General features: G+C 67.9%; 9 protein-coding genes and 1 other RNA gene. 4 read left to right on the plus strand and 6 right to left on the minus strand.

Annotated elements, in window-relative coordinates:
- Both smpB and ssrA read left to right on the plus strand, forming a co-directional pair.
- On the plus strand, nt 1-323 hold a 323-nt coding region (gene smpB, locus PLE19_17755; protein ID HPD16796.1), incomplete at its 5' end, for an SsrA-binding protein SmpB.
- Nucleotides 324-410: 87 nt separating this feature from the next.
- Nucleotides 411-767, plus strand: a transfer-messenger RNA (tmRNA) gene (gene ssrA / locus PLE19_17760).
- A 405-nt stretch (nt 768-1172) separates the two neighbouring features.
- Here ssrA and PLE19_17765 read toward each other — a convergent pair.
- From PLE19_17765 to PLE19_17790, 6 genes are all read right to left on the minus strand, one after another.
- Nucleotides 1173-2183 (minus strand): hypothetical protein, encoded by a 1011-nt coding sequence (locus PLE19_17765; GenBank protein HPD16797.1) that lies wholly within the window; start codon nt 2181-2183, stop codon nt 1173-1175.
- A gap of 285 nt (nt 2184-2468) precedes the next feature.
- Nucleotides 2469-3470: a WYL domain-containing protein gene (locus PLE19_17770; GenBank protein HPD16798.1), complete on the minus strand. Its 1002-nt coding sequence runs from the start codon at nt 3468-3470 to the stop codon at nt 2469-2471.
- A gap of 24 nt (nt 3471-3494) precedes the next feature.
- The gene (locus PLE19_17775) at nt 3495-4403 is read right to left on the minus strand and encodes an SWIM zinc finger family protein (GenBank protein ID HPD16799.1); all 909 of its coding nucleotides are present in this window, start codon (nt 4401-4403) and stop codon (nt 3495-3497) included.
- A 140-nt stretch (nt 4404-4543) separates the two neighbouring features.
- A complete protein-coding gene (locus PLE19_17780; protein ID HPD16800.1) occupies nt 4544-7693 on the minus strand; it encodes a DEAD/DEAH box helicase in 3150 nt (1049 codons plus the stop codon).
- A 619-nt stretch (nt 7694-8312) separates the two neighbouring features.
- Nucleotides 8313-10070, minus strand: a complete 1758-nt coding sequence (locus tag PLE19_17785) for a hypothetical protein (GenBank protein ID HPD16801.1) — start codon at nt 10068-10070, stop codon at nt 8313-8315.
- A 273-nt stretch (nt 10071-10343) separates the two neighbouring features.
- Nucleotides 10344-10592, minus strand: coding sequence for a hypothetical protein (locus tag PLE19_17790; GenBank protein HPD16802.1), 249 nt, complete (start codon nt 10590-10592; stop codon nt 10344-10346).
- Between the two features lie 76 nt (nt 10593-10668).
- Between PLE19_17790 and PLE19_17795 the strand changes: the two genes are divergently transcribed.
- Both PLE19_17795 and PLE19_17800 read left to right on the plus strand, forming a co-directional pair.
- Nucleotides 10669-11961, plus strand: a complete 1293-nt coding sequence (locus PLE19_17795) for a C45 family autoproteolytic acyltransferase/hydrolase (GenBank protein ID HPD16803.1) — start codon at nt 10669-10671, stop codon at nt 11959-11961.
- Between the two features lie 18 nt (nt 11962-11979).
- Nucleotides 11980-13386 carry a BNR-4 repeat-containing protein gene (locus PLE19_17800; GenBank protein HPD16804.1) on the plus strand — a complete coding sequence of 469 codons (1407 nt, stop codon included), beginning with the start codon at nt 11980-11982 and terminating at the stop codon, nt 13384-13386.
- Nucleotides 13387-13388 lie beyond the last annotated feature (2 nt).

Genomic DNA, 13388 nt, shown 5'->3' on the forward strand with positions numbered 1-13388 from the left:
GCGACAGCTATGCCCGCATCGAGGACGGCGAAGCCTATCTCATAGGGCTGCACATAAGCCCTTACGAAAAGACCGCTTACGGCAACCACGACCCCGCGCGCAAACGCCGCCTCCTCCTCCACCGCCGCGAAATCAAGCGCCTCGCCACCAAGGTCAACGAGCGCGGCTTCACCCTCGTGCCCACTGCCCTCTACTTCAAGAGAGGACTCGCCAAAGTCGAGATAGCCCTCGCCTGCGGCAAGAAGCTCTACGACAAGCGCGAGGACATCAAGAAGCGCGACCACCAGCGCCAGATGGACCGCGCCGCCTCCCCTCGCCGCTGACCTCGTACCGCTGTCCTTCGACCTTCGACATTCTCGGCCTTGGACTTGCGACTTCGGACTTTGGACTTTCGACTCTCAACTTTGAAAGGGGGCGACCAGGTATCGACCGGGCAGTATGAGTCAAGGGTCGCGTGCCGAGGTTGTCAGGGTGCCTCGTAAAACACCTGGCACACCAACAACTGCCAATCACCAGATGGCAATGGCTGCCTAATCAGGCGGTCACGTCCCGCCGCCTCAGCCCGCGGGGGCTGCGGGGCGACAAACAGCGGGCTAGTCCTTGCCCTTTGCTCGACGGGGCCGGGGCGAAGCTTCTGTTCGAGCTGGCCGGAGCGGAATCCCGACTACCGGAGGCCGCCGAGGCGACAAACAATAGGTAGCCTACGCACGTAGAAGCTCTTGGCGCGCTGCTTCGGGACGGGGGTTCGATTCCCCCCGCCTCCACCACCCCCTGACCTGCGGGGACTCTCCCCCGCGAAAACGCCCTCCAGCACACCACTGCGAGGGCGTTCTCGTTTACCCACAGTCCCCCAAGCACTTACGACGACCCCCACATCCATTCCCCGGCCCGCCCGCGGGACGCCACGACCCCCGCCGGCCGCCCATTTCTCCCCCATTTCCCCCGGAATCCTCTCCCTTTCTCCCTCCTGTCGGGACTCTGCGAGAGACGGAGCGGGCAGCCGTATCCCTGCTGGGCGGATGACCGACCGCGGGGCTCACCCGTGGATTCTCTCTTGAGCTGGAATCCTGCGGCGCACTCCGCCAAGCCAGCACGCCGGCCAGCGAGAGCAGCCTGGGTGACCAGGTTCCCCTCCCGCTCTCGCTGACCGGGCATTGCCCATGCCCCCTCCGCTATGGGCTGCGTTTGCGGCGGCCTCGACCCGACGGCGGCTCGATGGAGGCACCCCCTCGCCGCGGACCGCTCGCCTCTTGGTTCGGGAAAACGCTCATGTGGACGCACACGCCCTCGGCCACGAGCGCCTGGCCAACAACAGCCTTCGACTCGAACCTCCAGTCCTGGCCGACACCCACCGATGGGCACGGCTGGCAGGCGACCTCGCCGAGATGCTCCAACAGGGCACCGGCGCCCTTCGGTGTGAATGGCCTGCTCCTCGCCTTCTGTCTTCCGAGAGCATCGAGCACGTAGCCGGTGATAAGGCGCGGCCAGACACGGCGGAGTGTCTCCGCCTTGTCGAAGAGGTCAACCGCGACGAACTCGCCGTTGATGGCGGCGACGACGCCCTGCGCGCTGTCGGGCCAGGGCAGGGCATCAGTGTATCCATCGAGCGTTTCCTGCCGCTGCTTGATGGCGTCGTGCAAGGCCATGGTCGGAGAGTGGGCAGCCACGGACCCCAGGCAGCAGGAGACCTCTTCCCACACGGCCCCCTGGTTGCTTGCCGCAACGCCTTCGGTCCGCAGGCTCCGGCTGACGTCGCGGCTCTTGCGGGCGCGGAGCTTCGAAGGCGAGTAGCCCCCCACAGCAAATGCCCGCGACGCGTGGTGCCAGCGTCCCTGCTCAACGCACGAGACGGGAATCCGCGTCTCCGCCTTCGGTGGGAGAAGCACGCTGGTGTTGAGGATGCGGTTCTGCTTCGCACCGACCAGCTCCTCCCCGTCGAGGAGCAGCACCATTGTCTCCGCTGTGCTCTTCACCAGCAGTTCGGGCACGGTGCCGAACTCGCCGACCTCCGTGATCGCCAGTGTCCCCGCCTCGATGGCATCAGCACCCAGGACGTAGTCCAGCTTGCCGTTGCTGTCGCCCCTCAGAGGGACGAGCGTCAGGTTGAGGTGGCCGAATGCCTCGCCGACCGCCAGCGGCGCGAGGAACGCCCCGAGAGTTGTGACCGTCTCATCCTTGCCCATCCGATCCTCCTTTCGCCGAGTGCTCGGCTTTCGCCTGCAATAGCATAGCTGGAGGGTGTGACAGGGATGGTCTCGCCCAGCCATGCGGCCGGGGAGCCGGGGGGTGACAGGCGTGGTCACACGCCCAGCCTGTGGGGAGGGACAGGGAATGGCAGGGCCAGATGATGGGGGCGCCGGAGGATGGTTTTTTTCTCCGTGTTCGCGTCGTTAGTCCAACTGGGTGGCCTCTTCGGTAGGGACCAGTTGGCGCACCGAACGGCATGCTTCGTGGGGACAGTCTCTGCGCTACGCCTCTCGCTGCTCGCAGCAGTAGGTGGCCTGCGCGGCGGCAAGCTCGTCAGCAACCTCGCCAGCGAGTTCCTTCGGGGCGAGCACCGTGGCGTGGCGGCCGAAGCCGAGCACCCAGCGCTTGAACTCGGTCGTGTCGGCAAGCTCGAATTGGGCGATGACGTGGTCGGAGGAGTCTTCGGCGAGCTTCTGGCTCGGATGCCACTGAAGTTCGCGAACGTTCACCGCGGCCCAGCCGCTGAACCGCACCTTCGCCACCACGCGCTCGCCGGGCGTGAAGATCCCGAAGCTGCCGTGCAGGTACTCCTGGAGTGAGAAGTCGTAGGGACGCTCGAAGGTCTCTCCCGTCAGCTCGACGCCGAGCAGGCGCTCGACCTTCAGGGTCCGCATCTCGTTGTGGTCAGGCAGGCGGGCCACGCAGTAGAGGCTCATGCCGAACAGCACAATGCCATAAGGTTCCAGCCGCCACTCATAGATGTTGCCACTATGGGCGGACCTGTAGCGCACCTTGAGCACGCGGCTCTCAGCGACGGCCTGGTTGATGGTGCGGATTTCCTTGTCCTGGGCCGAATAGTCGTGGCCGGGCATGCTCTTCACGAACAGCCGCTCGTCGAGGGAACGGAAGTAGGTCAGGGCCTTCGACGGCAGCATCGTCTTGATCTTGTCGAGTGCGGAGGAGAGGCCGTCGCCGAACTGCGTCCCCGCGAGCGGCGCCAAAAGCTGGCGGCTCAGGTAGAGGCTGAGCATCTCCGTGACCGAGAGGAGCACCTGGCCCGTCTCGACGAAGTCGCGGGAGAGCTTCCAGAACCGCTTCCCAAAGTCCCGCTGCTCAAACAAGATGGGGAAGCCGACCTCCTGGAGCACACCGAGGTCCCGCTTTACCTGGCGGACGCTACAGCCCACGCGCTCAGCCAGTTCCTCCGCGCTGGTGCCGAAGCGGTACGACTGGAGCAGCTTCAGAAGGTTCCATTGGCGGATGAGCGGTTCGCCGCGAGCCACGTCTCCATCCTTTCCTGCCGCGAGTTACGTGCCGGCCTCGTCCGCCCTGTGCTCTCCGAGGAGGATGGCGAGGCCGGCGGGCGAGGCGGAGGCGCAGATGGCCTCCATCGCGTCGAGGAAGACCTCCCTGCCACGCCAGAAGGGGAAGCTGCCGAGCCGCCTTGGCAACGCCGCGGCGATGGGCGGGATGCGGACTTCGCCCAGGGGGATCGTCTTCGGGTCGTCAGCGCCCCAGAAGGCCCCAGGCTCGGCGGGCAAAGGCTCCGGCGGCGACACCGGCTCGCTCGCCGCCTCCGGCTTCGGCTGTGAGGCAGCCTTGGCGCCGAGGAGCGCGACGAGCTTCTCGCGGGTCATGCCCCGAAGCTTGAAGATGAGGAACGGGTCGCGGTCGAACTCCTCGCCCAGCAGGTAGTAGACGGCGGCGACATGCTTGCAGGGGTTCGACCAGTCGGGGCACGAGCAGTCGGTCACGAGGTCCTTGCTCTTCCCCGGGAAGAGCGAGAGGCCGGCGGCGCTGAAGGCCCCCTCGATGTTCTCCGGCATCTCGCCCGCGAGGAGCTTTGCCGCGAAGATCGCCTGCTTGCCGAGCGACTCCGCCAGCTTCTCCCAGTCGGCCTTGGTGAGCGCGGCGACCTTGATGACGACGTCGTAGGGCTCCGGGCGGGAGCCCTGGACCTTCGCGGTGACGGTGCCCTCGCCAACCTCGAGGTGTGTGACCTGGCCGCTTCGGGCGTAGGAGCGGCCGCGGCCGAGGCGCGCGCCGATGTCGAAGCTCTCCAGCACGGCGATCCAGCGCCTGGCCCACCAGCTCTGGCCGAAGCCGCCGCGCCGGGTCTGCGCCTTGATGCCGCCCTTGGCCTCGCGCGGGCGCGAGGGGGCGAAGTGGCGGTAGTAGCCGTCGTCGTAGTCGCGCCAGCGGCGCCATCGCGACATGCTATTCTCCTCGGACAGCCATCGCCTTCAGCCATAGTGGATGAATGGATGAATGCCAGACATCCGCCGACCCATTCCTTCATTCATCCACCCATCCACTCATCCATTCATCCTCGACCGAGATGCGCGCAAACAGGGGCCTACTCCCCGACCGCTTCCGCTCTCAGAGCGAAGAGTTCCTTGAGCTGCTGGTTCGACAGTTCCGTGAGCCAGCCCTCGCCCGTGCCGACGACCTCCGCGGCCACCTCCTTCTTCCGCTCGATCATCTCGTCTATCTTCTCCTCCAGGGTGCCGGCGCAGAGGAACTTGTGGACCTGGACGTTTCGCGTCTGGCCGATGCGGAAGGCGCGGTCGGTCGCCTGGTTCTCCACCGCCGGGTTCCACCAGCGGTCGAAGTGAAAGACGTGGTTCGCCCGCGTGAGGTTCAGCCCCGTGCCGCCGGCCTTGAGCGACAGGATGAAGAGGGGCGGGCCGCCATCGGTCTGGAACCGCTCGACCATGCGGTCGCGCTGGGCCTTGGGCACGCCGCCGTGGAGGAAGAGGGCCTCGCGGCCAAAGGTCTCCTCGAGGTGGCGCTTGAGGATGGCGCCCATTTCGGCGAACTGGGTGAAGACGAGCGCGCGGTCGCCCACCTCGATGGCCTCCTCGAGCATCTCGCCCAGGCGCGCGAGCTTGCCCGAGCGGCCGGGGAGGGCCGAGTTGTCGCCGAGGAACTGCGCGGGGTGGTTGCACACCTGCTTGAGCTTCGAGAGCGTGGCGAGGACGACGCCCTTGCGCTGGATGCCCTCGGCGCCTTCGAGGGCATCCTCGGCGTCCTTCACCACCGCGGCGTAGAGCGACGCCTGCTCCTTCGTGAGGGTGCAGAAGACCTTCATCTCCTGCTTCTCGGGGAGGTCGGCGATGATGCTCTTGTCGGTCTTCAGCCGCCGCAGGATGAAGGGGCCGGTGAGGCGCCGAAGCCGCGCGGCCGCCTCGGGGTCGCGGTCGGTCTGAATCGGAATGAAGAACTCGCGCTTGAACCCCGCCTGCGAGCCGAGGAAGCCGGGGTTGAGGAACTCCATGAGCGACCAGAGGTCGCCGACGTTGTTCTCGACGGGCGTGCCGGTGAGGGCGACGCGGTAGTCGGCCCCGAGCGAGCGGGCGGCGCGGGCCTGCTTCGTCTCGGGGTTCTTGATGTTCTGCGCCTCGTCGAGGACGACGCCCAGCCACGGCACCTTCTGGAGGTGTTCGATGTCGCGGTGAAGGAGTGCATAGCTGGAGACGACGAGGGCGTGGCGCTGGGCCTCCTCTGCGAAGTCCTCGCCCCGGTTCCGCTCGAGGCCGTGGTGCACCATCACGGGCAGGCCGGGGGTGAACCGCTCGGCCTCCTTCTGCCAGTTGCTCACCACCGACGTGGGGCAGATGAGGAGCACGGGGCGCCGCCCGTTCGCCTCCCAGTCGCGCTGGAACAGGGCCAGAGCCTGGATGGTCTTCCCCAAGCCCATGTCGTCGGCGAGGCAGGCGCCGAGGCCCCACTGCCGCAGGAAGGCGAGCCAGGCGTAGCCGCGGGCCTGGTAGGGACGCAGCGCGCCCACGAAGCCCTGCGGCACGGGGAGTTCGCCAATCCCGGCCCGCCCGTCAAGCTGGCGGAGCACGTCGCCCACCCACCCCGTGGCCTCGATGCCGGCGAGCGGCATGCCGCCCACGGCCTCCGCCGCGCCCAGGCTCATCTGCACGACTTGCCGCGCGGTGAGCGTCTCCGTCCCCCTCTTCCGCCAGAAGTCGAGCACCGCCTGAATCTCCTCCGCACTCACCTGCACCCACTGGCCACGCACCTGGACAAGCGGGGCCTTGAGCAGGGCCAACGCCTCCAGTTCCTCGGGCGACATCCGCTCGCCCCCGAGCGCCACCTCCCAATCCACGTGCACGACCTCGTCGAGCGAGAGTCCCGACCCTCCCTGCATCTTGGGACTCTTCACGCTGGCGCGGACGGTGAGGCGCAGTTTCGTTCCCGTCCGCGTCCACCATGCGGGCAGCAGGACTCCGAAGCCGGCCTGCTCAAGAAGCAGCGAACGCTGCGTGAGGAACTCGTGTGCGCCCGTGGCGTCGAGTTCGTAGCCCGACGGCCGCTGCGTCTTCAGCGCCGCCTCGATACGCGGGCAGATGCCCGCCGCCTGCCCGAGCGACGACAGCAGGTGTTCCTGTGCCGAATACCCCGCCCGCTGAAGCACCGAGGTCGCATGGCCCCGCGCCGCCCAGGCATCCTCCGCGGGCACCAGCAGGCTCGGGTCGTCGGCCGCCTGGAGCAGGAATCGCACCCGCCACGTATCGCGCGGCTTCCGCCGACGCCGCGCCTCGGCCTCGACGCCGCTCTCCGGCTCCTCGAGCCGGAAGCACAGGCGGAAGGGCGCCGCCACGGACACCGACAGCGGCCGCCGCCACTCGCGCACCTGCTCGGCGAAGCGCGCCAGCTCCGCCTCGTCGCCCTCCATCGCCCCGTCGGGCGACCGCAGCGCGTGGAGCCACTGATCGTGGACGCTGTCGAAGGCGGGCTTCTTCCTCGGCCGGCCGCGCTTCGGTGCAGATAGCCCCACCGCGCGTCCCGACGCGGTGGAGCGCACGAGGTGGTCCACCACCGCGCCCACGAACTGCCGAAGGGCTTCGACCGCCGGCGTAGTGGGAGCGGCCTCGGTGTCCGCGGCACTCAGCGCCCTCGCAACGGCCGGCATCGCTCTCGCCAGAGCCGCCAGACGCTCGGCGTCGGCTCCGGCGAACACCGGCTCCCAGCACGCGCGATGCCCGCCATCCCGCGCCTCGATAGCGGGCAGGCACTGCTGCCTTGCCACAAGCGCCGCCGCGAACCGGAGCGCCTGCGCCCAGAAAGCCAAGTCGCGCCCCACCAGCACGCCCGGCGCCAGCGTGGCCCGCTCCACGCACCGGCAGAGCAGGTCAACCGCCTGCCCCGGCGTCAGAGCCATCGCCTCGACGCGCCACGGAGCGAGCCCGGCCTCCCCCTGCGACTCCGGCGGCTCCGCCACGAGCGGGCTTGAGGCAATCGGCACGCTCTCTCGCGTCGGCAGCCACGCCGTCGTCCCCCGCCGCGCCTTCTTTGCCTCGACCGCCATCCCGACGTCACGCAGCGCCGCCTCAAGAGCCTCTGGCGCGGCACCATAGGGATAGGACGCAACCGCACTCTCCTCCGTCCGCTTGCGGCCCCGGCGTGCGGGGCGCTGCGCCCCGGCGGCCCCGCGGGGAGACTCCCCCCACAACACCAACTCCCCGTCGAACCACGCCAAGTGCAGGACCACCATCGAGTTGTCTGCCTTCAAAGCATTCGCACAAAGCCAAGTCCATGCCGGGCGCCTCGCAGGATACGCCTTCCACACCCCGCCGTCAACTGCACCGAAATGCCAATGGCTTGCCCCCAAGGCGCGGTCCGCCTCGAGTGCAGAGGGATGCGCCTCTCGGACGCCGGCGCGTCAGGGTGCAGAGCGAGCGGAATGGCGCATCAGGGTCCAGCGACCCTGGCGCAGCCGCCGCCGGGGAGCGTGGGGCTGGCGTTGCCGCCCAGGCGAGTTCCACCGCATAACTCTATATGCAACAATGCTTTATGCTCTCCGGCCATCCCCCCTCACATGCTGGCTCATCCCGCAGATGAGCGAGCATGGCCGGAACCGCGAGAATCGCCCATTCTCGCCCATCTACCCATGCTGTATCACCTTCCCCCTCTCGGGGTTGATACAGCATGGGCAGGCGGCGCCGGCCAGCCACTCGGCAGAGCCCTCCCGAGAAACCGCCAGGCCCGCAACGAGCAGGCATGCCCTCGCCCCGCACCAGGGCAGTCGAGCCAAGATCGCCAACCCCGAAGAGCCTCGCGGAATGCCTGTGCGCGTCCGCGCCAGAGTCGGCTGACACGCCGTCTCACGCCGGCTATTGGCCGCTCGCGGCTGGGGGCGCGATGGCCCCGGGCGGGTACGCCTGGTCGTAGAGTTCCTTGATCTTGGCGTTGTAGCCGTCGTCGAACCAGCCCCGGAAGAACAGGCTATCGCCGTGGCGGACTCCCTCCAGGAGTTCGCCGCGCCGCTTGTCCCAATCCGCAGGGGAGAGATTGACCGACTGGCAGACACTGAAGGCCCCCGGCAGCAGCTCGAGCACTTCGGGCGGCGTGCGGGCGCCGCTGTAGGGCGGCTGGAGGTACTGGGCGGCGTAGGCCCACTGAGCGGGCGCGCCCGTGCCCAATTCCGGGATGAGCAGCACGTCGGGATGCCGCCGAGCAACGTCGCGCCAAACGTGGCTGTCGAGGAGCGCCCAGCCGAACTCCTGCTTCTCGCCAGCCTGGCGATAGACGCCGTTGGTGTCCACATAGAAGATCGTGCAGCCCCAGTTCTTCCTGGCATACTCGATCTTGCGGCACATCCGCTCGACCAGGGGGTAGAACCGCCACCAGGGCAGGCCCTTGGGCCAGATCGCGCTGAAGTCGTCGCCGAGCGGATTGCGTTCGGGCCCGTGGCTGCCAGTGCCGTGCGACCAGCCCTTCTTTGCCTCAAGGTAGACCTGGGTCGGCCGGATGCAGCAGCCCGTGCGCAGGCCGGCATCGAGGAACTTCTTGAAGAACTCAGGATAGATGTCCTCGACCTCCGGAGCCAGCACCTTCACCATGCGCGGATCGCCGACATAGGTGATCGGATGCGGATTCTCAGCGCCCTCCGGGTCCCACACGATCATGCCCTGGGCGTTCGTCTTCTTGAGCGACTTGATGCAGCGGTCGGCGAACTCCATGAAGAGCTTGCGCAGCTCGGCCTTGCCTTCGGGGGTGCGGACATCGAGGTCCTTCTTGTCGAACCAGTTGCGGGGGTTGTTCTCCGGCCCCTTGCCCTTGCCGACGAAGATGGTGCCGATGGGCCGGCGGTCCTTCCAGGCGATGCGCGGCTGGTGGTGCGTTCGGAACGCCTCGCACAGGTCTGCCGGGGGCTTGCCCTCGGCGCCCTCGGCCGGGGCGAACCGCAGCGAAAACGCGATGGCCAGGCTCTTGCCCGGTTCGACGCGGGGCAGCCCGAGGTAGTGGTAGAACACCGCGCCCGGCTCCATCATCATGACCCCACCCTTCAGCACGACCGGCGACTCGCTCTTTCCCCCCGCGGCCAGCCCGAAGTTCAGCGGAATCATGGTCTCGCAGCACAGCAGGAGCCTGGCAGCGCCGAACGTCGCCTCGACAACACCGAGGCGGTCGGGCAGCGTCTCGATCCAGCGGCCCTGCTTGGGCTTGGCGGGCGGCGCCGGGAAGGCCAGGCCCAGGGGCTCGATCTCGAAGTCGGCGATGGCGAACTTCGAGTCGTTCGTGAGGGTGACCGCGATGCCCAGCCGGTCGGCCGCGGGCGCGTAGGCGAACGACACTGAGCCCCACGGATAGCCATAGGTCAGCCGCCGGGCGGCCGCGTCGAAGCTCGCCTTGGGATTCGAGCCGTCCAGCCTGTCGAACGAGTAGGCCTTCTCCTGCTTCGCATCGAGCGTCTCGTGCTCGAAGACGATCCTCTTGACCTGTGGCCTCCCGTCCTTCAAGAGGTTGGTGCCCGACCAGGCCAGGCGGCCCAGCCCGCTCTCGGCGACCGTGACTTCCAGCTTGTCCGCGGCGGAGACGCTCGCCGCCGAAACCGCAATCACGAGCACTACACTGAGCCGTCGGAGCATCTGCCGTCTCCTCTCACACAGGGTGGTCTGGCCTCGGCAATCTTACGGCGACGGGCCGGGGACGTCAAGAACCAGAGGAACTGCTTTCCTCGTCGCTACGCTCTGCCCTTCTTCCTCGTCCCTCCGCTCTGCTCCTTATTTCTCGTCCCTACGCTCTGCTCCCTGTTTCTCGTCCCTACGCTCTGCGTGGGGACGGGCTTCCTGGCCGCTCCGCGGCCTCCTCTCTTCCGCGCGCGCCGGAGCGGGAACCTCCCGCGGGTTGCGAGTATGTGCTTAGCGTGCGTGGTCATGTGTTTCTGTCAGGGAGAAGTGCTGGAGTTCGTGGGCAGGGGCCCGACTCACCATGAGGGGAGGAGGAACAGCGGCAGGGCCCGCCTGGAGGCCCTCGAGGGCGAGAACCGGCACCTGCGCGAGCGGGCGGATGGCCAGACTGCCCAGTTCGTCGGCCCGCCACCAGAAGGCCGCGGCCCGCCCGCCGAGGGTGCGGCCCGTGACGAAGTCCAGAACATCCGCCTTGCGCATCGCGGTTCCCCTCTTGCCAACCCCCCGCCGGATTGTATATGGTGAAGCAGAGGGACCGCAAGCAGCAGGAGCCAACGTGTTCGCAGAGCGCATCCGACACCATAGCCGCTTGGCGATGCTGGCCGCCTACGCTCTCGCGGCGCAGCTCTGCACGGGCTGCTACGTGCTCAAGGAATCCGTCGTCAAGGCCCCGCACCCGATGGAGGCGGGAGCCGTCGAGCACGGGCGCTTCGTGCGGGTCGAGGGCGTGGGTGTGCTCACGCTGTGGGGCAACCCCTACGAGCGCGGCTTCGCCCAGGGCCGGCTCCTGGCACCCGCCATCCTGGACATGGTGGACGCCGTGTGCGGCTCGAACCTGCTGCTGACACACAAGAAGGACTACGAACGGGTGATCCTGCCGCTGGTCGAGCGATTCGAGTTCGAGCCTGACTACGAGCTGGAGCTACAGGGCATCTTCGACGGCGTGAGGCAGGCCCTCGGCGACGGCGCGGTGTTACGGCGGCTCGGCCGGCCGCTCACACGGAACGACCTGAAGGCCTATAACACGGCGGGCGACTGGTGCCGTCAGGCCTGCTCGACCTTCGCCGCCTGGGGCCACCGCACGAGGGACGGCCACGTGTGGGTCGGCCGCAACTTCGACTTTCTGCCCGTCAAGGCGTTCTTCTCGCACCAGATGCTCGTGGTGCACGAGGCCCACGAGGGCAAGCGCGCCTTCGCCGCCGTGACCGCGCCGGGGATGATCGGCTGCCTCACCGGCATCAACGAGGCCGGCGTGTTCGTCTCCGTGCACGACGTGTTCCTGCCCCGCCGCCCGCTGGAGGGGAGCTACAGCCCGCGCCTGCTGGTGCTGCGGCGGCTGATGGAGAACTGCTCGGCCACCGACCTGGCGGCGCAGGCCGTGCCGCTGCTCGAGGCGCGTCAGCAGATGTTCGACAACGCGATCCTCCTCGCCGCGCCCGTCACAGATGGCACGCCGCCCGCCCTCGTTTTCGAGTACAACAACGACTACGCGAATGACCGCGGCGTCACGGTACGCGGGCCCGCAGAGAACGAGCCCGAGTTGGCCCAGGAGATGCTCGCCTGCACGAACCACTTCCGCAAGCGCCGCAAGCAGCCCTTCGCACTCGCCGACTACCGCTATCCCCTGCTGCGGCGCGTGCTCCACGCCGAGACGCGCGGCGAGGAGAAGCTCGGCTTCGAGGCCGCCCGGAAGGCCATGGGGGCGGTTCGCCTCCCCATCACCTCGCACACCGTCGTGGCCGACCTGAACACGCTGGACTTCTGGTTCGCCACGGGCGAGTTCCTCGAGCCGCCGCACCGGGGCGACTTCGTGAAGCTGCCCGTGAAGAGCTGGCTCGCGGGCAAGTAGCTCAGGAAGGAGGGCCGCATGTTCGCACGTCCCCCACGTATCGCCCGCGCCGCACTTGCGCTCGCCATCGCCAGCGCGGGCATGGCAGGAGAAAAGCTGATGCAGGGAACACTGGTGTCGCCCCCAAAGGACGACGGCTATCGCGGCATCTGGTACTTCAACCAGCCTTCGAAGGACGAGTACGTCTACAAGTACAGCGGCGGCCTGGGCACCTACCCCGCCAACCACATCCCCTTCTGCCTCTACGCCCCCGCCGCGAACAAGACGTTTTTCGTCTACGGCGGCACGTCGAAGGGCAAGCATAACCTACTGGAAATGGTGAGCTTCTACGACCACGCGACGGGCACCGTGCCCCGCCCCCGCGTCCTGCACGACAAGCAGACCGACGACGCGCACGACAACCCCGTGCTCTCGATGGACGGCGACGGCCACCTGTGGGTCTTCTGCTCATCCCACGGCACATCGCGCCCGTCGTTCATCTACCGCAGCGTGAAACCCTACGACATCGAGGCGTTCGAGCTCACGCTCAAGACCAACTTCTCGTATCCCCAGCCCTGGTGGATCGAGGGCAAGGGCTTCCTCTTCCTCCACACGCTCTATCGCAAAGGGCGCATGCTCCACTGGTCCACCAGCCCCGACGGGCGCACCTGGAGCGAGCCGCAGCGCCTGGCCGGCATCGCCGAAGGCCACTACCAGGTGAGCTGGCCCCACAAGGGCAAGGTCGGCACCGCCTTCATGTACCACCCCCTCAAGCTCGGCCTCAACTGGCGCACGAACCTCTACTACCTCGAAACCGACGACCTGGGCAAGACCTGGAAGACCGCCGACGGCAAGACCATCACCCCGCCGCTGACCGAGGTGAAGAACGAGGCCCTCCTCCGCGACTATGAGGCCGAGAAGCTCCTCGTCTACATCCACAGCCTGAGCTTCGACGCCCAGGGGCGCCCCATCATCCTCTACCTCACGAGCAAGGGCTACCAGAGCGGCCCTGCCAACGGCCCCCGCACCTGGACCACCGCCCACTGGACAGGCACGGAGTGGGCCTTCCGCCCCGTCACCACGTCGGAGAGCAACTACGACTGCGGCTGCCTCCACGTCGAGCCCGACGGCACCTGGCGCGTCATCGGCCCCACCGAGCCCGGCCCCCAGCCCTACAACCCCGGCGGCGAGATGGCCCTGTGGACGAGCCAGGACGAGGGGAAGACCTGGACGATGGCCCGCCCGATGACGAAGGGCAGCCCCTACAATCACACCTACGCCCGCCGCCCGCTCGGCGCCCACCCCGACTTCTACGCATTCTGGGCCGATGGCCACGCGCGCCAGCCGTCCGACTCGCGCCTCTACTTCTGCGACAAGGCGGGCAACGTCCGCCGCCTGCCGCCGCTGATGAAAGAGGAGAACGAAACGCCCCTGCCGGTGGACTGATG

Source organism: Planctomycetota bacterium (genome assembly GCA_035384565.1).
Lineage (GTDB): Bacteria > Planctomycetota > PUPC01 > DSUN01 > DSUN01 > DAOOIT01.